The organism is Glutamicibacter sp. PAEs-4 (assembly GCF_051161755.1).
Taxonomy (GTDB): Bacteria; Actinomycetota; Actinomycetes; order Actinomycetales; family Micrococcaceae; genus Glutamicibacter; species Glutamicibacter nicotianae.
Genome location: NZ_CP195017.1, coordinates 1,927,879 through 1,948,734, shown reverse-complemented (window position 1 = coordinate 1,948,734; position 20,856 = coordinate 1,927,879). Strand labels below are relative to the sequence as shown.

The window sequence follows — 20,856 nt, the reverse complement described above, 5'->3', positions numbered from 1 at the left end:
AAGGTTGAGGCGGTTACCGGCGTGTCTTCCGAATGCCGGTAGAACCTAGAGCAAGCCGTGGTCTTTCGCCTTGTTGATGGCATCTGTGCGACTGGATGCTTGAAGCTTGTCGAAGATATGCACCAGATGGGTCTTCACCGTTGCCTCAGACACGAACAGCGCCTTGGCGATCTGCTTGTTTCCGGCACCCGTAGCCAGTTGGGCCAGCACGTCTTTCTCGCGTGCAGTCAGCTCGATCTTTGGCCGACGCATGCCCTCGACAACCCGCTGGGCCATCTCCGGGGCCAGCACCATGTGGCCGGCTGCGGCTTGGCGAATGGAATCCACGATGGTTTGCGCACTGACGTCCTTGAGCAGATAGCCGGCGGCTCCGGCTTCGATGCAGGCCAAGATTTCCGAGTCCTTGTCGAACGTGGTCAGGATCAACACGTGGGGAGGCTTGGATAGCTTGCGGATGGCTACCGTGGTCTGCGCGCCGTTCATCCCGGCACCGAGGCGCAGATCGCACAGCACGACATCAACCGGGTTGTCCTTGACGAACGCTAGCGCTTCCTCGCCGCTGGAGGCCTCGCCGATCACTGCGATGTCTCCGAAGTTCTCAAAAAGCGCCCGCAACCCGGTGCGAACGATGGGATGGTCATCGACTAAGAGGATGCGGATCACGATTTGTCCTTTGCGACGTTGATCGGAAGATGCGCGCACAGTGCTGTGCCTTCGCCTGGGGAGCTTTCGATGTCCAGTCCGCCGCCGAGCTCCCGCAGCCGCTGGTTCATGGCTTTCAGGCCGAACCCGCCAGCCTCGGTGCTGGTTTGCGCGGGACCGGAATTCGGCGTGAACCCAACACCGTCATCCACGATATCCAGGCGGACTTCGTCGCCACTGCTGCTCAAGCTGATAGCAACGATTGAAGCGTGGGCATGGCGAAGGACGTTAGAGAGCGCCGACTGCGCGGTGCGCAGCAAGGCAATCTGCACGCTGGGCTCCAGGGCGGGCAAACCCGGCTCGATGTCCAGCCGGGTGCCGACGTTCGAATCAGCTTCGAAATTCTCCAGTATCCGGTTCAATGCGCCGGCCAGTGCCTGCGAATCCAGTTCAGCGGGTGCGAGCGCGGCGATAATGCGGCGCAAATCGGTCAGCGCCTGTCCGGAAAGCTCATCAATGCGAACCAGTGCTTTCTCGGCTGCGTCCGGTTCCTTGGAGGCCTCTGCCGCCTTGGCATGCAGGCCGATGGAGGACAGCTGCTGTGCGACGGTGTCATGGATTTCGCGGGCCAGGCGCGTGCGTTCCGTGGCGATGCCCGCCTCGTGCTGCGACCTCGCAAGTTCCTCTTGGAGGTCGGCCATTTCATGCTGGGCGCGGACCAGGGAATTCACGAGCGAGGTGCGCACTTGGGCATCGCGTTCCATCTGCAGGTAACCGCGGGAAATGCCCCAAGCGAACAAGCCGCCGACTAATGGACCGGCTATGGCCGCAATGCTCAGTCGCCCATGGTGCAGATACGGAGCAAGCAGCGTAAAGGCGTAGACGACCACCGACCACAAGATTGAGGGTAGGAACGGCAGCTGGTGGCCCAAGAGCAGCCACAGGCTGAAGGCGAGCCACATGAATTCGGCCGAAACGAAGAGGCTTGCTACCCAGATCCCGAGCAGCAGTGCCAGCCACCATGCGCGCACCGCGAAGGCGCCAGCCTTGGAATGGGCAATGAAGCCTGCGCTGTACCAGCCAGCGAAAAGCACTGAGACGAGGATGGCAGGCAACGCGGCATCCTGAGTTGCTAGCTGTCGCAGCAGCGCAATGGCAAGGAGAATCGCCGTGACCAAATGCTGGCCCCAACGCAGCACGCTTGGTGAGGCGAAGGCGTGCTGTTGATTCCGGGTTTCCAACCGTTGCGGTTCGGCAGTGCTCATGGAAGCCAGCCTACTAAAGGCTGCCCGATGGTCATTGCTCGGCCAATATGACCAATTGAGCTGTCGCTCGGGTCATGGCCACGTACCGGCGTACTGCGCCGCGCCGGGTCTGGCCGAAGTTCTCAGGTTGGCAGACGAGCACCAGATCGAATTCCAGTCCCTTGGCGTGTTCAGGAGTCAGCACGCTGACTCGTTCGGAGGCGGGGAAACCCGGAAGCCCAATCACCGCAGCGGTGCCTTCATTATTTTCGGCCAGCCATTGGTCGAGAATCTTCTTGAGGTGTGAAGGATGGGCGTAGCGTACCGGTGCACCGTTTGCTCGCAGCGATTGCGGCACGTTGGCCTCCGGCATCTCCGGCAGGATCTGCGCTGCTGCGGCTTCCATGATCTGTGCGGTGCTGCGGTAGTTGACCCGCAACCGGGAGATGGAGATGTCGTGAATGCCAATGCTTGCTAGCCGCTGTTCCCATGACGTGCTGAGACCGTCAACGGCCTGGGCCCTGTCGCCGACAATCGTCAGGCTGCCCGACGGGCAACGGCGTTGGATCATTGCCCATTGGGCATCGGTCAGGTCTTGGGCTTCATCGACGACGACATGCGAGAAGGGCCCGTCGAAACTTTCCTTCGCCAACGGGGTCTCCAAGCTATGGCTGAGCAGATGCTCCTGGAGATCGTGGTGCATGAGCTGAGATGCCAGGTCTTCCTTGTCATCAGCCGAGGCCATCAGATCGTCTATGACGTTCGTCCATCGGTTTCGCTCTGCATGGATTCGAGACTGCTCGTCACGATGGCTGGTCTCGCTGTCCTGGTCTCCGATCAGATAGCGGGAATAATCGATCAACGGAATATCTGATGTCGTCCATGCGACTGGACGTGGGTCGGACAGCAACTTCTCGATCTGGTCGTCAGTGAGTTCCGAGCCGCTGTACCGAAGCAATGCGGGCGTCGAAAACAAAGCCTTCAGGAGATTCAGCGGATCCAGGATGGGCCAGTATTCATTGAGCAGCGCTCCGAGTGCAGAACTTCGTGCCGCATCGGCGCGAAGTTGCGGTTCAGGGGCATTGCTGCCTCCTAGCTGGGGGAGCAGCAGGTCAACCAGAGCTTCGCGCAATTGGATGCGCGCTTCGTTGTGCGGGGTCTCGGAGTCGATCATGCCCACCGCGTCGCGCCATAGTTGCGCAGTAGCCGTGGCTTGGAATTCACCGATATCGAGCACCACCTCGGTGGCGGGCGGCTCTTCAAAGACCTCGACTGCTTTCTTCAGCGCACTCAGCATGGCGGCACTGGATTTAATGCGCTGGACTTCGGGATCTTGTTCGGCAGGGAGATCTTGCCCTATCGAAACTATGTTCGAAAGAGTGGCAATGAGAACATCATCCTCTCCCAAATTCGGCAGGATATCAGAGACATAGGAGGAGTAGGCTTCATGCGGACTCACGACCAGCACCTTGCCTCCTTGGCTGCGCAGGCGCTGATCCGCGTAGAGCAAGTACGCGGCGCGGTGCAGGGCGACGACCGTCTTGCCGGTGCCTGGCCCGCCGTCAACCACCAGTGCTCCGCGCGAGCTGCTGCGGATGATCGCGTCCTGATCGGACTGGATCGTCGAGAGGACGTCCTGCATTTTCGGTGTGCGCTTGCTGCCAAGCGACGCGAGAAACGATGAGTGGTCATCCAGGCGGGTATGGGATTGCAGCTGGGAGGAATCGAATACTTCGTCCCAGTAGTCGGAAATGCGCTGGCGGCGCCAGCGGTAGCGGCGACGCATCGACAGCCCGTAGCTCTCTTCATGCGTGGCAGCGAAGAATGGTTCGGCCGCCGGGGTGCGCCAGTCCACCATCAGCTGCTTGCCTTGGGCATCGCTCAAGCCGGCTCGTCCGATGTAGAGGCGCTCGCCGGTCTGGGCGAATTGCATGTACCCCAGGCAGGCGTATGGTCCCATGAGGTCCAGCTGGCGCAGGCGCTTAGCCAGTTCGTTGAGCTCGACATCGCGCTGCAGGGATTGCTGGAGGGTGCCGGCCCGGTCCTTGCCGCGTGCAGCGATGCGCTCAACCGCTTCGGAGCGGAGCTGCTTGATGCGCGCGGCGATCTCTTCCAGCCGTTGCTGGTCCTGCGCGATGTCTTTCGCGAGTTCGGGTGTGGCATGTTCGTGGATGGAATCGAAGTAGCTGGTGATTGAAGTTGCAGCAGGCACGCAGGCTCCCTGGTCTGGATGGTTCTCGTGGGGAAGGTATCGATTATGGGCCATGGGTGGGGCCTTGCGGCAAGGCCCCCTCAACGCGCTATCCTGAAAATGCAGGCAACGGAGATTCCCCTGCATCAGCCCCTTTCCTCGGTGCTTGGGCCACAAGGCTGTGAGCCTGAACTCATTGCCATCTTGGGTGATCTGGGAATTTTCACCACGCGCATCACGCGGTACGATATAAGGACTGCGACTTCGATCCGGCTATCACCGGTGAGTCTTCGGAAGAACCGCGAACCTCGGGTTTGCCAAGTAGAACCGAACGGGACCAGCCCGTCACAGCTGATGATAAGTGGTTCTCCGCGATTTAGGTGGGGGATAAGCGGGGTGGTACCGCGGCATTATCGCCGTCCTCGTAGGCAAGGATTTATCGACCCTACGCTTGAAGGACGGCCCATTCGATGAGCTTCTACCCGAAGGTCACTACAGACCCAACCGGTTCGACCCCGGCTTCACCGCGATTCCCAGAACTTGAGAAGCGCGTCCTCGAATACTGGAAGAACGACAACACGTTCCAGGCCTCCATCGACCAGCGCGAAGGCGAAGAGTTCGTCTTCTACGATGGCCCTCCCTTCGCCAACGGCCTGCCGCACTACGGCCACCTGCTCACCGGCTATGTCAAGGACCTCGTCGCTCGCTACCAGACCCAGCGCGGCAAGCGCGTCGAGCGCCGCTTCGGCTGGGACACCCACGGCCTGCCAGCCGAGCTGGAAGCCATGAAGCAGCTGGGCATGACCGACAAGAAGCAGATCGAAGCCATGGGCATCGACAAGTTCAACGACGCCTGCCGCACCTCGGTGATGAAGTACGCCGACGAGTGGAAAGAGTACGTGAACCGCCAGGCTCGCTGGGTCGACTTCGAAAACGACTACAAGACCCTGAACGTCGAGTTCATGGAATCGGTCATCTGGGCCTTCAAGCAGCTGTCCGACAAGGGGCTGACCTACCAGGGCTTCCGTGTGCTCCCGTATTGCTGGAAGGACGAGACGCCGCTGTCCAACCACGAGCTGCGCATGGACGACGACGTCTACAAGAACCGCCAGGACCAGACCGTTACCGTCGGCTTCACCATCCTTGCCGGCGAAACCGAGGCCTCCAAGGCCCTGGCCGGCGTGCAGGCCCTGGCCTGGACCACCACCCCGTGGACCCTGCCGACCAACGAGGCGCTGGCCGTGCACCCGGACATCGAGTACGTCGTTCTCCCAGCCGGCGAAGCTGGCGTGAAGGCCTCTGCCGCCGCCGGCCCATTCCTGCTGGCCCGCGACCTGCTCGGCTCCTATGCCAAGGACCTGGGCTACAAAGACGCCAAGGAAGCCGCCGCCGCGGTCACCGCCAGCTACACCGGCGCCGACCTGGCCGGCGTGCGCTACGCCCCGCTGTGGGACACCTACACCGACACCGAGAAGTACGGCACCGAAAACGCCTGGCAGATCGTCACCGCCGACTATGTCACCGTGGCCGACGGCACCGGCATCGTGCACCAGGCTCCGGCCTACGGCGAGGATGACCAGAAGGTCTGCGAAGAGCACGGCATCCCGGTGATCCTCTCGGTGGACGAGGGCGCCAAGTTCCTGCCGGTTTTCGCCGGCGGGCCGCTGGCCGACATCGTCGGCGTGCAGGTCTTCGATGCGAACAAGACCATCACCAATGTGCTCAAGGACGAGGCCAAGCTGGTCAAGCAGGCTTCCTACGAGCACTCCTACCCGCACTGCTGGCGCTGCCGCACCCCGCTGATCTACCGCGCGATCTCCTCGTGGTACGTCGAGGTCTCCAAGTTCAAGGACCGCATGGTCGAGCTGAACGAGCAGATCAACTGGATCCCGGGCAACGTGAAGCACGGCCAGTTCGGCAAGTGGCTGGAAAACGCCCGCGACTGGTCGATCTCGCGCAACCGCTACTGGGGTTCGCCGATCCCGGTCTGGGAATGCTCGGGCGCCGAGTGCACCCACCGCGAGGTCTTCGGGTCGCTGGCCGAGCTGAAGGACTTCTTCGGCCGCCTGCCGGTGAACCACGAAGGCCAGCCGGATCTGCATCGCCCGTTCATCGACGAGCTGACCCGCGCCCACGAAGGCTGTGCCGAAGGCGGCACGCTGACCCGCGTGGAAGACGTGCTCGACGTCTGGTTCGACTCCGGCTCGATGCCCTACGCCCAGGTGCACTACCCGTTCGACAACCAGGAATGGTTCGATTCCGGCCACCATCCGGCGGACTTCATCGTCGAGTACATCGGCCAGACCCGTGGCTGGTTCTACACCATGCACGTGCTGTCCACCGCGCTGTTCGACCGCCCGGCCTACACCAACGTGATCTCCCACGGCATCGTGCTCGGCTCGGACGGGCAGAAGATGTCCAAGTCTCTGCGCAACTACCCGGATGTCACCGAGGTCCTGGACCGCGACGGCTCGGATGCGATGCGCTGGTTCCTGATGGCTAGCCCGATCCTGCGCGGCGGCAACCTGGTGGTCACCGAGCAGGGCATCCGCGATGGCGTGCGCCAGGTGCTGCTGCCGCTGTGGAACGTCTGGCACTTCTTCAACCTGTACACCAACTCCGCCAACAACTCAGCCGGCTACGAGGCCAAGTTCACCACCGCTTCCACCGACCCGCTGGATGCGTACATGCTGGCCGCCACCGGCCAGCTGGTGCGCGAGGTCACCGAGGCGCTGGATTCCTACGAGGTTTCCGATGCCACCGAGGCGGTGCGCCACTACATGGACACGCTGACCAACTGGTACGTGCGCCGCTCGCGCCAGCGCTTCTTCGACGAGGACACCCAGGCCTTCGACACCCTGTACACCGCGCTGGAAACCCTGGTGAAGGTCACCGCGTCGCTGCTGCCGCTGGCCAGCGAGGAGATCTTCCGCGGGCTGACCGGGCAGCGCTCGGTGCACCTGGCCGACTGGCCGGATGCCGAGCAGTTCCCGGCCGACGCCGCGTTGCTGGAAACCATGGAAACCACCCGCAAGATCTGCTCGGTGGGCTCCTCGCTGCGCAAGGCCAAGAACCTGCGCGTGCGCCTGCCGCTGGCCGAGCTGAAGGTCGTGCTCACCGATGCCGCCCGCCTGGAGGGCACCTACGCATCGATCATCAAGGACGAGCTGAACCTGAAGGCAGTGACCCTGATCGACGCCGAGGGCGTGGACGCTGCCAGCTACGGCATCAGCCAGCAGCTGGTGGTCAACGCCCGTGCCGCCGGCCCGCGCCTGGGCAAGAACGTGCAGCAGGCGATCAAGGGCGCCAAGTCCGGGGACTGGTCCGTCGCCAACGGTGTTGTCACCGCCGGCGGCCTGGAACTGGCCGAGGGCGAATACACCCTGGACACCGTGGTGGATGCGGCCGGCGAGATCGCCGCGGCGGTCATCGATGGCGGCTTCCTGGTGCTGGATACCGAGGTCACCGAGGCGCTGGCCGCCGAGGGCACCGCCCGCGACATGATCCGCTCCATCCAGTCCGCCCGCAAGGACGCGGACCTGCAGGTTTCGGACCGCATCCGCACCGTGATCACCGCCAGCGCGGCCACGATCGCGGCGCTGGAAGCCAACCGCGAGCTGGTGGCCGGCGAAACCCTGAGCGCGCAGCTGGAGCTCGTCGCCGACGATTCGGCCCAGGGCGAGCAGGTTGCCGTGGCCAAGCTGGATTCCGGCAAAGTCGAGGCCAACTAGTGAGCGAACTGGACCGCGTCTACGCGCAATTGCTGTCCCGGGCCCCGGAGAACAAGATGGAGCCGCGCATGGCTCCGATGTTCCGGGCCATGGAGATCCTCGGCGAGCCCAACAAGGCCTGCCCGGTCATCCACATCACCGGCACCAACGGCAAGACCTCGACCGCACGCATGATCGAATCGCTGCTGATGGCGCACGATCTGCGCACCGGCCGCTACTCCTCGCCGCACCTGATTTCGGTCACCGAGCGCATCGCCATTGACGGTGCGCCGGTGGAGGACGATTCCTTCGTGCGCGTATGGGATGAGATCAGCCCGTTCCTTGAGATCGTGGACGCCGAGCTCGTCGAGCGCGGGGAAAACAAGCTGACCTACTTCGAGGCTGTCACCATCCTCGCCTTCGCGGTCTTCGCCGAGGTCCCGGTGGATGTGGTGGTGCTCGAAGTGGGCCTGGGCGGCATCACCGATGCCACCAACGTGGCCGATGCCGATGTTTCGGTGATCACCCCGATCTCGCTGGACCACACCGACCTGCTCGGGGATACCCCGGGGGAGATCGCCGAGGAAAAGGTCGGCATCCTCAAGCCCGGAGGCTATCTGGTCTCCTCGGTGCAGCCGGTGGACGCGGCCGACGTGCTGCTGGCCCGTGCCCGGGAGCTCGACGTGCCGGCGGCCTTCGACACCCTGGACTTCAAGCTGCTGGATCGCCAGCATGGCGTGGGCGGGCAGCTGCTGTCCATCCAGGGCCAGGCTGCCCGCTACGACGAGATCTTCCTGCCGCTGTTCGGCGCCCACCAGGCGCAGAACGCCACCGTGGCCTTGGCCGCGGTGGAGGCATTCCTCGGCGGCGGACAGCGCGAGCTGAACGCCGACCTGGTCCGCGACGGCTTCGCCGCGGCGACGAGCCCGGGCCGGCTGGAACTGCTGCGTGCGGCCCCGAGCATCCTGGTGGATGCCGGGCACAACCCGGACGGCATCCGCGTCACCGCGGAAGCGATCAAGGAATCCTTCGGCTTCACGCGTCTGGTCCTGATGGTCGGCATCCTGCAGGAGAAGGACGCCGAGGCGATGCTCTACACCCTGCGCGAGGAATACGGGGACATGGTCGAGGACATCTGCATCACCCAGTCCTCCTCGCCGCGAGCAATTCCCGCCGGCGAGCTGTCCACCCTGGCCATCGATGCCGGCTGGCCGGAAGCTGACATCCACGTCACCGAAAACCTGGAAGACGCCATCGAGTGGTCCGTTGGCCGTGCGGAGGCAGGCAACGACCTGTCCGGCGGAGTGCTGGTCACCGGTTCGATTACACTGGTGGGCGAGATTTCACTATTGCTCAAGGGAGGCAAGTCCTAATGGCAAAACTCACCCGTGCCCAGCGCGAGTGGCGACCTGGGATGAAGAAGAAGCAGCGTTCCACGAAGATGATGTTCGCATCAACCGTGCTGGTCTGCGAGGCGCTGCTGGCGGTGTTCGTCACCCTCGCGGCCTTCGGGCTCAAGCGCGGCGAACCCGCAGTGGTGCTCAGCCTCGGCGCTGCCGTGGCGCTGCTGTGCATCTTCAACTGCGCCCTGCTGGGCAAGAAGATCGGCTACATCATCGGCTGGATCCTGCAGGTAGTGTTCTTCCTGAGCGGCTTCATCCTGGTGGACATGTTCTACCTGGCCGCGGCGTTCGCCCTGTGCTGGTGGTTTGCGCTGTCCAAGGGCGAGGAAATCGACGTGGAAAACAAGCGCCGTGCCGCCGCCCAGGAAGCCTGGGAAAAAGCCAACCCCGAGCAAGCCTAAGATTCCAAGAAGTACATCAACGATACGAAGAGGTAGTCACATGACTGAACGTACCCTGATCCTGGTCAAGCCAGATGGCGTCAAGCGCGGCCTGACCGGACAGATCCTTGCCCGCATTGAAGCCAAGGGCTACACCATTGCCAAGCTGCAGCAGCTGGAAGCTACTCGAGAGCTGCTCGCCGAGCACTATGCAGAGCACGAAGGCAAGCCGTTCTACGAGCCGCTGGTGGAGTTCATGCTCTCCGGTCCAGTGGTGGCGATCGTGGCTGAAGGCCAGAGCGTCATTGCAGGCTTCCGTTCGCTGGCCGGCACCACCGACCCGACCACCGCAGCCCCAGGCACCATTCGTGGCGACTTCGGCCGCGACTGGGGCCTGAAGGTCCAGCAGAACCTGGTCCACGGCTCGGACTCCGTTGAGTCCGCAGAGCGCGAGATCGGCATCTGGTTCGGCAAGTAAGCTGATACGCAAAAATCCCGGCAGCCATGGGCTGCCGGGATTTTTGATACCTGAAAGCGGAACCTAGAACCAGTCATCCAAACTGTCCTGGGCGAGCGCGGACGGTTGCTGTACCGAACTTCCGGACGCCTGCGCGGCCGAGTCCAGTGGCAGCTGCTCCGCGGCACCGATCCTGACCACCTGATGGCGGTCGGCGATCGGGCCGACGGTCAGCGAAAAATACTTATCTGCTCCGTCATTGCTGGATTCCAGCACGTGGATACCTCCCAGTCTTCAGTACGCGTTAGCGCATTGATTGCGGGCGAAGCATGGCGCGGGATTCTCCCTGTTGGGGAAAACGAAGACATGCAGCAAGACTTCTCAAGGTGCTTGCGCATCCCGCGTCGCTCCACTTCCATCACTTCAGTCACATTAAACACAGAAACAACACGCACGGCAACGCGGGATTAGCCATCCACGCTCTGCTCGCAGCGTGAAAACCCTGGAAATTCAGGGCTGGGAGGGCGCATGAACTCCTTGAGAATTATTTGGAAATAATTCGAACGACAGCATTAAGTGGCGTAAGAAAGGGGCGCCCCTGCAATGCAGGAGCGCCCCACTGGCGACAATTACGCAGAATCCTGAGGGGATTCCATGTGCTGTTCCCTGTGCTTCTCCTTGGCTTCGAGCTTTTCGATAGCCGCGTCCTCTTCGCTGATCTCAACTTCGGACTTGATGTCTTCACTGGCTTCAGCCACCGCATCGGACTTGTCGCGCCCGGTCCACACCTTGATCACCGCCCACGCTGCCGCAACCAGCGGCACCGCCAGGACGGCGCCAACGATGCCAGCCAGGACGGTGCCAGCGGTCAGCGCCATCAAGACGACCAGCGCATGCAGGCTCAAGGCATTGGCCATGACGACCGGCTGGAGGAAGTTGCCCTCCAGCTGATTCACCAAGATCACCGCGGCAAGCACGATTAGCGCAATCACTGGACCGTTGGTCACCAAGGCGATCAGCGTGGCCAGGATTCCGGCAACCGTAGCACCGACCATCGGGACGAAGGATCCGAGGAAGACGATGACACCTAGCGGGATGGCCAAGGGCACCTGCACGATCAGCAATGTTGCGGTGATGCCCAAGGCATCTACCGCGGCCACGGTGGCAGTACCGCGGATGTAGCCGCCGAAGGTGCGCAGGGCCCGATCGCCGGAGAGAATCCACTTGTTGCGGTAGTGGCGTGGAGTCCACGACACGGCAAAGGCCCAGATCTTGTCACCGTCCTTCAGGAAGAAGAACAGGATCACCAGAAGCAGGATCAAGCCAGTGACGAAGCTGCCGGCGGCGCTCAGCGTGTTCAATGCACCGGTGCCAAACTGGGAACTGGTCAAGAATCCGGTGATTGTTTCAACGACGCTATCGATCTGGCTCTGGTCGATGTTGAACGGCATCGTGCCGATGAAGCCCTGGACCATCTCATTGAGCTGGTTGAAACCCTCGACAGCTTGGTCAACGAGCTTTGGCCATTCCCTGATGACCGAGAAGACCAGGCCGGTGCCGATGCCTCCTAGGATCAAGAGCGAACCGAGGAATACGATCCATGCTGCCAGCATCGGTGAAACGATTTTGCGCAGTTTGACGACAAGTGGCCATAGCGCGCAGGAAATGATGACGGCCAGCAATGTCGGGATCACGATCATGGTCAAGCGGAGCATGCCGATGATGAGGAACGTTGCCAGAGCGCCAACGATCAATAGCTGCGCGCTGCGGATGCCCAGTCGGCCTAGCAAGTCGGTCCACAAGCTGGTGACAGTGAATTCTAGTTTGGCGTCCTTGGCCGGAACGCGGTGGTGCTCGGCAGGTGTCGGCTTGTCATCTTGAGACTGGTTCTTCGACAACGCGGCGAGCCTGACCTTACGGAAAAAAGCCATAGTCGCTCCTTGTAGCTGGTTCTGATAGCTCTAACAATAGGCTAACGACTTGACAAGGTTCCGGGGCAACACCGCAAGACTGATTATTTAGTGTTGGCTAGGCCAATAGAACCTGCTTCTGCACCATTAAGCCGAAGATTCCTGCAACTATTGGCTGATTTTACAAGCGCTCTGGAGGCAAGCTCATGCAAAGCAACGGGGCCGCGCGCTGCGCGGCCCCGTTGCTTTCAAATCTTGTTCGCTGCCTCTCCGGGCTATTTGGCGCTGAAGTATTCCTTGGCCAGCAGCCCCATGATGATCTTGTCGTGGAACGAGCCGTCGTGGAATCCGGCTTGGCGCACCCTGCCCTCTTCACGGAATCCTGCGCGGTTGAAGGTGCGTAGCGCGCGCTCGTTGTATGCCCAGACGTTCAGGCCGATGCGGTTCAACCCCATTTCGCGGAAGCCGTAATCGATGATCATCTTGATGGCCATTGTGCCGTAGCCCTGGCCAACATTGGATCCGCCGATCATGATCATCAGCTCGGCAGAACGCGCTGGAGCGTTGTATTCGTACAATGCTGTGTGACCAATCAGCGTATCGTCGGGAAGCGTGATCGACAGTCCAACGCCGTCGGTGGTGCCCCGGTTGATGCTCCGGGACTTAAAGAGTTCTGCGGCCTCGGTGACCGGGTGGGGAAGTACCAGGTTGCCTTGCAGGGCCATGAACTCCGGACTGTTCCACCATTGGGTGAGGAATGCAAGATCTTCCTCTTGCAGTTCACGCAGCCGTATGTGTTCGGAAATTAGCAGATTAATTCCGTAGTCTTGGGCATTTTCTGTGTTCCATATGTCACTTGCCATGCATCCAATCTACCGGGTCTAGCTGAGCGGTGCCCGGAAAATCGTTGTTGGCGAAGCCGTGCAGGCGCCGCCATGTGTCCAATAAGCGCTAGTCGCAGCGGGAATTGGGATTCCTTTGCGCATTGGCGCGCCGGGGGCAACGAGAAGTGGTACAAGGTCTGGACATGACCTATTTGGCCGGCGGGGTGGGGCGGAGTGCCGGGAACAGCACTGCGGGGCCGTCACCGAAGTGGCGGCCCCGCAGGTACGTGAGGAGATCTGGAGTTGTTCTAGCCGAAGAAGGCGTGCGGGAAACGCAGGACGACCGATGCGGCGAGGAGCACCCAGATGATAGCGGTGATGATCCAGCTCCACTCGCTGAAGAACTTCTTCACGCCGGGGCCTGCGGGAATCACGCCGGTGAGCACATTGCGTGCGGTAGTGAAGACGAACAATGGAATCGTCATGACCCAGACGACCATGCAGTATGGGCACAGTGCATTGATTTCGTAGAGGGCCTGGGACCAGAACCAGATCACCAACCCCATGGCCGCCGTCACGCCCAGCTGGAAGCTCAGCCAGAACCAGCGCTTCAGGTTGCTTGCGCCGGCGAGCAGGGCGAAGCCGATCGTGATTACCACTGCGAAACAGACAATCCCGAAAAAGGGGTTGGGGAAACCGAAAATGCCTGCTTGCTCGGATTTCATCACGGTGCCACAAGAGATCCAGGGATTAACATCGCAACTGGTGATGTAGTCGGGGTTCTTGTAGAGCTCCAAGCGTTCCAGAACCAGGATTCCGGCGGCGAGCCAAGAGACCAACCCGGTAACGATGATGAACAGACCGAAGCCGCGTTCCTTAGCCCACCAGGGCAACACGCCCGAGCCGCGGCTATTTTCTAGTGATGAAACCATGTTTTGACTATTCCATAAGTTCATAGGAAAGCGGGTAATTCCGCCGTGGGCTTTTTCATCCTAGGAAGCGTTTCTGTGCAACAGGTGAGAAGCAATGAACAAGGCGTGAACGAAATATGAGAGAATGTAAATGGTTGTTCGCGGATCCACAGTCTGCTTTCAACCCGACGACAGACTTTTGAAACGACAGATCGACAGGCGATGCATCGCTTCGGTTGAGTGCCCAATATGTGCGCCTCCCGAGGGAATACCGCGGATCGTAGGGCTGCAAAGGAAAGCAGCCGGTTTTCTTAGGCCACGTTGATCCGCAGGATTTGCGCATGGTTCAGAATTTTGGACCTGCGTTGAACCCGCGGAAAATAGCGAGCTTTTGTGTCCGGCCTACTGGAAGTCAGGTAGGCCAAGCGACACGTGATGATTGTAGTTTCAGCGACGGCGCCGTCTGTGGAGGATGCCGAAGCGGGACATAGTAGGAGTACGCGAATTTAAATGAGCGCAGCAAATCAACGAAAGGGTGGAGCGCAAGGTAATAAGCGGGGCAACCGTTCAACTCGAGCCCGCCGTACCAGTGTTTCAACCACGCCTGCGCGGCCACTGCGTCGCGCCATGACCTTGGCCGAACTCAATGCCGCTGCCGGTGTCGAGGAAAGCCCATACCGCTGGCGGGCCACCCGCCGCACCCAGGTTTCCACGCCTGATTCCACCAAGCGGGCCAGCCGCCAAGCAGAACGCCGTGCCCAGGCGTCACGCGATACCGCCAATGACGCGGCCGTCGAGCTTGCCGCAGCCAAGCATGAAGACGCACAGGCGCAGAACGCCGAAGCAACCGAAGCCGCCGAGCAGGAAGCTGCCCCGGTGGAAGAGGCGAACGACGTTGACCAGACCGGCATGCTGCTGGCCGAACACGGTAGTAGCATGATCCTCAATCCGTTTGCCGTGCCGGAAACCGCCCAGGCTGTGCTGGCCGCAGCCGTCGCGAAGAAGCAGGAACCTGCCCGCCGTGCCGCTGCCTCGAATTCCGCTGAAGACGCCGATTCCGACGACGTGACCTCGCGTCGCCGTCGCCGCCGTCGCCGTGGCGACGTGGACCTGGAGCTCGAAGGCGGCTCGCAGGATGATCCGCCGAACACCGTCACCCGCGTACGTGCTCCGCGTGGAAGCATCGAGAGCCACAGCTCGGTCAACAACAAGGTCGCCTCGGTGCGCGGTTCCACCCGCCTGGAAGCCAAGCGCCAGCGCCGCCGCGAATCGCGCGAAACCGGACGCCGCCGCCAGGTGATCACCGAGGCCGAGTTCCTGGCCCGCCGCGAGTCCGTCGAGCGCAAGATGATCGTGCGCCAGCGCGAAGACCGCATCCAGATCGGCGTGCTGGAAGACGGCGTGCTCGCAGAGCACTTCGTCTCCAAGACCCAGCAGGATTCGCTGATCGGCAACGTGTACGTCGGCAAGGTGCAGAATGTGCTGCCCTCCATGGAAGCCGCTTTCGTGGATATCGGACGCGGCCGCAACGCCGTGCTGTACGCAGGCGAAGTCAACTGGGATGTGGCAGCGCTCGAAGGCGCGCCACGCCGCATCGAGAACGCATTGAAGGCCGGCGACTCGGTCCTTGTCCAGGTCACCAAGGACCCGGTAGGCCACAAGGGTGCCCGCCTGACCAGCCAGATCTCGCTGCCGGGCCGCTACCTGGTCTACGTGCCGGGCGGTTCGATGACCGGCATCTCGCGCAAGCTGCCCGATGTTGAGCGCCAGCGCCTGAAGAAGATCCTCAAGGACCACCTGCCGGAAAACGCTGGCGTCATCGTGCGCACCGCCGCCGAAGGCGCCTCCGAGGAGGAGCTGACCAACGATATCAACCGGCTGCGCGCGCAGTGGGAAGGCATCGAGGAACAGGCGAACTCCACCAAGACCCTGGCTCCGGAACTGCTGTACTCGGAACCGGACCTGACCATCAAGGTAGTCCGCGACGTCTTCAACGAGGACTTCACCAAGCTGATCGTCTCGGGCGAGCACGCCTGGGACACCATCGAGGCCTATGTCATGTACGTGGCCCCGGACCTGATGGGACGCCTGGAGAAGTGGGAAGCCGAAGAGGACATCTTCGCCAATTTCCGCGTGGACGAGCAGATCGCCAAGGCACTGGACCGCAAGGTCTTCCTGCCTTCGGGCGGCTCGCTGGTCATCGACCGCACCGAGGCGATGACTGTCATCGACGTCAACACCGGCAAGTTCACCGGTTCGGGCGGCAACCTCGAAGAGACCGTGACCAAGAACAACTTGGAAGCGGCCGAGGAAGTCGTGCGCCAGCTGCGCCTGCGCGACATCGGCGGCATTATCGTCATCGACTTCATCGACATGGTGCTTGAGTCGAACCGCGACTTGGTGCTGCGCCGCCTGGTCGAGTGCCTGGGCCGCGACCGGACCAAGCACCAGGTGGCCGAAGTGACCTCGCTGGGCCTGGTGCAGATGACCCGCAAGCGCATGGGCACCGGACTGCTCGAAGTCTTCGGCGAAGAGTGCGAGCACTGCGCTGGTGCTGGCGTCATCACCCACGACGAGCCGGTCGAATCGCGCAAGTCCTTCAACTCGCATGGCGAAGCGCATGGCAAGAAGTTCAACGACAAGCCAAGCCGCAATTCCCGCCGCCGTCGCGGCGGCGAGAAGGACGAGCAGAAGCCGGTTGAGAAGCAGGACCAGGCAGCAGGGGAGAAGGACGAAGCCACGCGCAACGCCCTGGCCAGCATCGCCGCCGCCTCGCACCTTGACGGCCCTGCTGATAACGCAGTGAGCATCGAGGGCGAGCAGATTCCGGTGACGAAGTCCGTGGTCCCCGCACAGGCCACCGCGGCCCCTGCGCAGGCCGCCGAGGCTTCGGTGACCCTGGAGGCCCTGGAAGCCGCCTTGCCTGGCAAGGAAGAGTCCAGCGAAGAGCACGATGGCAGCCGCAAGCCGCGCCGCCGTTCGCGCTCCCGCGGACGCAACCGCAACCAGGCCGAGGAAAGCGCTTCGACCAACGAGGACGCACAGGCCAGCCAGGAACAGCAAGCTGCTCCTGAACCTGTTGCTGCCCCGAAGTCCGAAGAGCAGCCTCGCAAGCGTTCGCGCCGTGCATCGCGTCCGCAGGAGTCGGCGCAGCAGGACCAGCCGGTGCTTACCGGCCTGGCCATGCCAGCTGCCAGTGCTCCTGCCGCTGCAACTGCACCTGCTTCCGCTCCGGCTGCCGCCACGGCAACCCCGCAGATTTCCACGAAGCCAAAGCGCCGCAGTCGTCGGGCCACCTCGGTCCAGGGCGATGCGACGGCAGAGGTCCTCGTGGCAGAGGTATCCGCCGCTACCGGTTCGGTAGTCCAGATGGATGCCTCCGGTTCGAAGAAGGAAAAACCAGCTGAACCTGCCGGGAATCCGGTCATGCTCGGTGTGGGTGTTCCGGTACGCGAACTGAAATAGATGAACTTGATCACGCTTCCCACGCTGGGGCAGTTTGTATTTGCTCCAGCGGTGGGGACTAGCGTAATCTAGTTGATCGGTGCTAAACGCCAAGATCACGGACTTTTGGTCCGCTCGGCGTCAAGGCACAAGCGCATGAGATCCCCGGATCGCATCCACTATGTGGGTGTTCGGGTCGATATCTGCGCCGGTAAGACAATAAACGTCGAGTAGAAGTGAGTACCCACGTGGTGTACGCAATTGTCCGCGCAGGCGGCCACCAGGAGAAGGTTTCCGTAGGAGACCTCATCACCGTTGACCGTCTTCAGGCTGCCCCAGGCAGCTCCATCGAGCTTCCAGCTTTGCTGTTGGTAGATGGCGAGAAGGTAACTTCCGCAGCTGCCGATCTGGCTAATGTCAAGGTCACCGCTGAGGTTGTAGAAAACCTTCGCGGCGAGAAGATCGTTATCCAGAAGTACAAGAACAAGACCGGTTACAAGAAGCGCCAGGGCTTCCGTGCCGCTCTGACCAAGGTCAAGGTCACCTCGATCGCCTAATTCAGGCAATCGTAGAATCCATTTTTTGTAGCGAAAGAGGCTAAAAGGCATGGCACATAAGAAAGGTGCGAGTTCCACTCGCAACGGTCGCGATTCCAACGCACAGTACCTAGGCGTAAAGCGCTACGGTGGTCAGGAAGTCAAGGCAGGCGAAATCATCGTTCGCCAGCGTGGCACCCACTTCCACCCAGGCGCCGGCGTAGGCCGTGGCAAGGATGACACCCTGTTCGCATTGGCTGCTGGCGCAGTCGAGTTCGGCACCCGTCGTGGTCGCCGCGTGGTGAACATTGTGGCTGCTGCCTAATTCAGGTATCAGGCAAATTTTTTAGTACACAAGGGGTGGGCCGATTTCGGTCCGCCCCTTGCGTGCATAGTTAGACTTTTAAGCGAGTATCCCTCGCAACCCCGTACTAGGAGTAGATGGCCCCGTGGCTGCATTCGTTGATCGCGTAACCCTTCATGTCACCGCAGGTAATGGTGGCCACGGTTGTGTGTCCATCAAGCGTGAGAAGTTCAAGCCGCTTGGCGGTCCCGACGGCGGCAACGGAGGCAAGGGCGGAGACATCATCCTGCGCGTCGACCCCCAGGTCACCACGCTGCTGGACTTCCACCACCTGCCACACCGCAAGGCCGGCAACGGAGAACCGGGCAAGGGCAGCCTGCACCCGGGCAAAAGCGGCGAGGATCTGGTCCTCGGCGTACCTGCCGGCACCGTCATCAAGACCAAGGACGGCGACATCCTCGGCGACCTGGTCAATCCGGGCGACGAATACATCGCAGCCATCGGCGGCATGGGCGGCCTGGGCAACGCAGCCATCGCCTCGGATAAGCGCAAGGCCCCGGGCTTCGCATTGCTGGGCATCCCTGGCACCAGCCAGGACATCGTCCTGGAACTGAAGTCCATGGCCGATATCGCCCTCGTGGGCTACCCCTCGGCCGGCAAGTCCTCGCTGATCGCCGCCCTGTCCGCGGCTCGCCCGAAGATCGCCGACTACCCCTTCACCACGCTGGTGCCCAACCTGGGAGTGGTCGAAGCTGGCGAAACCCGCTTCACCGTCGCCGACGTGCCTGGCCTGATCCCGGGCGCTTCCGAAGGCAAGGGGCTGGGCCACGAGTTCCTGCGCCACGTCGAGCGCTGCGCGGCGATTGTGCACGTGCTGGATTGCGCCTCGCTGGAATCGGACCGCGACCCGATCAGCGACCTGGAGATCATCGAGTCGGAGCTGGCCAATTACGAGGCTGATTCCACCTTCGCCGGCACCGATGGCACCATCGTGCCACTGATCGACCGCCCGAAACTGATCGCGCTGAACAAGGTCGACATGCCGGACGGCGCTGACATGGCCGAATTCGTTCGCCCGGAATTGGAGAAGCGCGGCTACCGCGTCTTCGAGATCTCCGCGCTCTCGCGTAATGGATTACGCGATCTGTCCTTCGCTATGGCTGAATTGGTAGAGCAGGCCCGTGCCGAACAGGTGGTTGAAGCCCCTGTCGTCGAGGTGCCTGTGATCCGTCCGCGCGCAGCCAAGCGCGTCGAATTCACCATCCGCCGCGAGGAGCAGAACCTTGAGCCGATGTGGCGGGTGATTGGCGAGAAGCCGGAACGCTGGATCATGCAGACCGACTTCCGCAACGATGAAGCCGTAGGCTACCTGGCCGACCGCCTGGCCAAGCTGGGCGTCGAGACCCAGCTGTTCAAGTCCGGCGCCAAGCCGGGCGACGCGGTGATCATCGGCGCGGAGGACGACGCAGTGGTCTTCGACTGGGAGCCGACCATGGCTGCCGGTGCCGAACTGCTCGGCGGCAGCCGGCGCGGCGAGGATATCCGCCTCGAGGAGCGCGGCGATCGCAAGACCCGCGAGGAGAAGCGCGCCGAGCACGAGGAGCGCAAGGCCGCCAAGGCGGCCGCCCGCGCCGAGCTGGAAGCCGAGCGCAAGGCCGGCATCTGGACCGAATCCGTGGACGCCAAGTACGGACGCAAAACTGCTGAACCAAAGGCAAATCAGGAGGAAAATTAAAGTATGAGTGAAAGCGCCACTAAGACAATTTCAGCCATTACCTCGCCCCACCAGCTGCCGCAAGCCAAGCGGCTGGTCATCAAAGTGGGATCCAGCTCGTTGACCACGGTCAGCGGCGGGATATCGCACGAGCGGCTGAAGTTCCTGGTGGACACGCTCGCTGAAACCTTGCGCAACGGTACCGAGGTCATCCTCGTTTCCTCCGGCGCCATCGCCGCCGGCCTGGCCCCGCTCGGGTTGGCCAAGCGTCCCAAGGACCTGGCCACCCAGCAGGCCGCCGCCGCCGTCGGCCAGGGCCTGCTGCTGGCTCAGTACACCCAGCTGTTCGACGAGTACGACCAGCGCGTGGGCCAGGTGCTGCTGACCGCCGATGACCTGATGCGCCGCTCGTCCTACACCAACGCGCTGCGTTCCCTGGTCCGCCTGCTGAACCTGGGTGTGCTGCCCATCGTGAACGAAAATGACGCGGTAGCCACCCGCGAAATCCGCTTCGGCGACAACGACCGGCTCGCCTCGCTGGTAGCCCACCTGGTCAAGGCCGACGCACTGCTGCTCTTCTCCGACGTGGACTCCGTCTACGACGCGCACCCGGACGACGGCGGCAGCCGCATCACCACCATCGAGCACCCCGACGAGCTCGAAGCCGTGGACCTGGGCACCCCGGGTGCGGCCGGGGTGGGCACCGGCGGCATGATCACCAAGGTCGACGCCGCGACCCTCAGCTCCTCGGCAGGCATCCCGACGCTGGTGACCAGCACCGACAATGCGGCCAAGGCGCTGCGCGGAGAGGACGTGGGCACCTGGTTCGCCGCCCGCAACTCCCGGCGCTCGGCCCGCGACGTCTGGCTCGCCTACCTGGCCAACATCGAAGGCAAGCTGATCCTGGATGCCGGCGCGGTCAAGGCCATCGCCAGCGGCACCAACTCGCTGCTGGCCGCCGGCATCACCGCGGTGCGCGGGGAATTCGAAGCCGGCGACGCCGTCGAAATCTGCGATGCCAAGGGGACTCCTTTCGCCCGCGGGCTGGTGAATTTCGACTCCCACGAACTGCCCGACATGCTGGGTCACAGCACCACAGAGCTGGTGGAAGAACTCGGCGCAGGTTACGACAGGTCGGTAGTGCATGTCGATGATCTGGCTTTGATCGAACCCATTTTCTAGAATG

The 20,856-nt window shown here is 62.2% G+C and carries 16 protein-coding genes; 9 read left to right on the top strand and 7 right to left on the bottom strand.

Going from position 1 to position 20,856, the window contains the following annotated elements:
- Positions 1–45 precede the first annotated feature (45 nt).
- Genes ACR9WD_RS09165 through helR form a run of 3 tightly spaced genes read right to left on the bottom strand, consistent with a single transcriptional unit; the run spans position 46 to position 4,098 of the window.
- Positions 46–666: a response regulator gene (locus ACR9WD_RS09165; RefSeq protein WP_434923204.1), complete on the bottom strand. Its 621-nt coding sequence runs from the start codon at positions 664–666 to the stop codon at positions 46–48.
- Positions 660–1,907 carry a sensor histidine kinase gene (locus tag ACR9WD_RS09160; protein ID WP_073706131.1) on the bottom strand — a complete coding sequence of 416 codons (1,248 nt, stop codon included), beginning with the start codon at positions 1,905–1,907 and terminating at the stop codon, positions 660–662. The genes ACR9WD_RS09165 and ACR9WD_RS09160 overlap by 7 nt, the downstream gene beginning before the upstream one ends.
- Positions 1,908–1,938: 31 nt before the next feature.
- A complete protein-coding gene (helR, locus tag ACR9WD_RS09155) occupies positions 1,939–4,098 on the bottom strand; it encodes an RNA polymerase recycling motor ATPase HelR (RefSeq protein WP_434921972.1) in 2,160 nt (719 codons plus the stop codon).
- Positions 4,099–4,547: 449 nt separating this feature from the next.
- Between helR and ileS the strand changes: the two genes are divergently transcribed.
- The 4 genes from ileS to ndk are packed head-to-tail and all read left to right on the top strand — an operon-like array spanning position 4,548 to position 10,048.
- Positions 4,548–7,808: an isoleucine--tRNA ligase gene (ileS, locus tag ACR9WD_RS09150; RefSeq protein ID WP_434921971.1), complete on the top strand. Its 3,261-nt coding sequence runs from the start codon at positions 4,548–4,550 to the stop codon at positions 7,806–7,808.
- Between the two features lie 56 nt (positions 7,809–7,864).
- The gene (locus ACR9WD_RS09145; RefSeq protein ID WP_434923203.1) at positions 7,865–9,160 is read left to right on the top strand and encodes a bifunctional folylpolyglutamate synthase/dihydrofolate synthase; all 1,296 of its coding nucleotides are present in this window, start codon (positions 7,865–7,867) and stop codon (positions 9,158–9,160) included.
- Positions 9,160–9,591, top strand: coding sequence for a DUF4233 domain-containing protein (locus tag ACR9WD_RS09140; protein WP_038990837.1), 432 nt, complete (start codon positions 9,160–9,162; stop codon positions 9,589–9,591). The genes ACR9WD_RS09145 and ACR9WD_RS09140 overlap by 1 nt, the downstream gene beginning before the upstream one ends.
- 40 nt (positions 9,592–9,631) lie before the next feature.
- Positions 9,632–10,048 carry a nucleoside-diphosphate kinase gene (gene ndk / locus ACR9WD_RS09135; RefSeq protein ID WP_038990838.1) on the top strand — a complete coding sequence of 139 codons (417 nt, stop codon included), beginning with the start codon at positions 9,632–9,634 and terminating at the stop codon, positions 10,046–10,048.
- A 63-nt stretch (positions 10,049–10,111) separates the two neighbouring features.
- Here the strand turns inward: ndk and ACR9WD_RS09130 are convergent, their stop codons facing one another.
- From ACR9WD_RS09130 to ACR9WD_RS09115, 4 genes are all read right to left on the bottom strand, one after another.
- Positions 10,112–10,303, bottom strand: a complete 192-nt coding sequence (locus ACR9WD_RS09130; RefSeq protein WP_038990840.1) for a hypothetical protein — start codon at positions 10,301–10,303, stop codon at positions 10,112–10,114.
- A 353-nt stretch (positions 10,304–10,656) separates the two neighbouring features.
- Positions 10,657–11,958 (bottom strand): AI-2E family transporter, encoded by a 1,302-nt coding sequence (locus ACR9WD_RS09125; protein ID WP_121866906.1) that lies wholly within the window; start codon positions 11,956–11,958, stop codon positions 10,657–10,659.
- A gap of 254 nt (positions 11,959–12,212) precedes the next feature.
- The gene (locus ACR9WD_RS09120) at positions 12,213–12,800 is read right to left on the bottom strand and encodes a GNAT family N-acetyltransferase (RefSeq protein ID WP_073706135.1); all 588 of its coding nucleotides are present in this window, start codon (positions 12,798–12,800) and stop codon (positions 12,213–12,215) included.
- Positions 12,801–13,069: 269 nt separating this feature from the next.
- Positions 13,070–13,693, bottom strand: coding sequence for a vitamin K epoxide reductase family protein (locus ACR9WD_RS09115; RefSeq protein ID WP_190263625.1), 624 nt, complete (start codon positions 13,691–13,693; stop codon positions 13,070–13,072).
- 606 nt (positions 13,694–14,299) lie between these two features.
- On the opposite strand from ACR9WD_RS09115, the gene ACR9WD_RS09110 reads away from it, so the two are divergent.
- The 5 genes from ACR9WD_RS09110 (at position 14,300) to proB (ending at position 20,852) form a co-directional block, all read left to right on the top strand.
- Positions 14,300–17,137 carry an Rne/Rng family ribonuclease gene (locus ACR9WD_RS09110; protein WP_434921970.1) on the top strand — a complete coding sequence of 946 codons (2,838 nt, stop codon included), beginning with the start codon at positions 14,300–14,302 and terminating at the stop codon, positions 17,135–17,137.
- Positions 17,138–17,364: 227 nt separating this feature from the next.
- Positions 17,365–17,673: a 50S ribosomal protein L21 gene (rplU, locus tag ACR9WD_RS09105; RefSeq protein WP_073706138.1), complete on the top strand. Its 309-nt coding sequence runs from the start codon at positions 17,365–17,367 to the stop codon at positions 17,671–17,673.
- Between the two features lie 49 nt (positions 17,674–17,722).
- Positions 17,723–17,977: a 50S ribosomal protein L27 gene (gene rpmA / locus ACR9WD_RS09100; RefSeq protein WP_013349162.1), complete on the top strand. Its 255-nt coding sequence runs from the start codon at positions 17,723–17,725 to the stop codon at positions 17,975–17,977.
- Positions 17,978–18,101: 124 nt separating this feature from the next.
- On the top strand, positions 18,102–19,691 hold the full coding sequence (gene obgE / locus ACR9WD_RS09095) for a GTPase ObgE (protein ID WP_073706139.1): 1,590 nt from the start codon (positions 18,102–18,104) through the stop codon (positions 19,689–19,691).
- 3 nt (positions 19,692–19,694) lie between these two features.
- The gene (proB, locus tag ACR9WD_RS09090) at positions 19,695–20,852 is read left to right on the top strand and encodes a glutamate 5-kinase (protein WP_038990846.1); all 1,158 of its coding nucleotides are present in this window, start codon (positions 19,695–19,697) and stop codon (positions 20,850–20,852) included.
- Positions 20,853–20,856 lie beyond the last annotated feature (4 nt).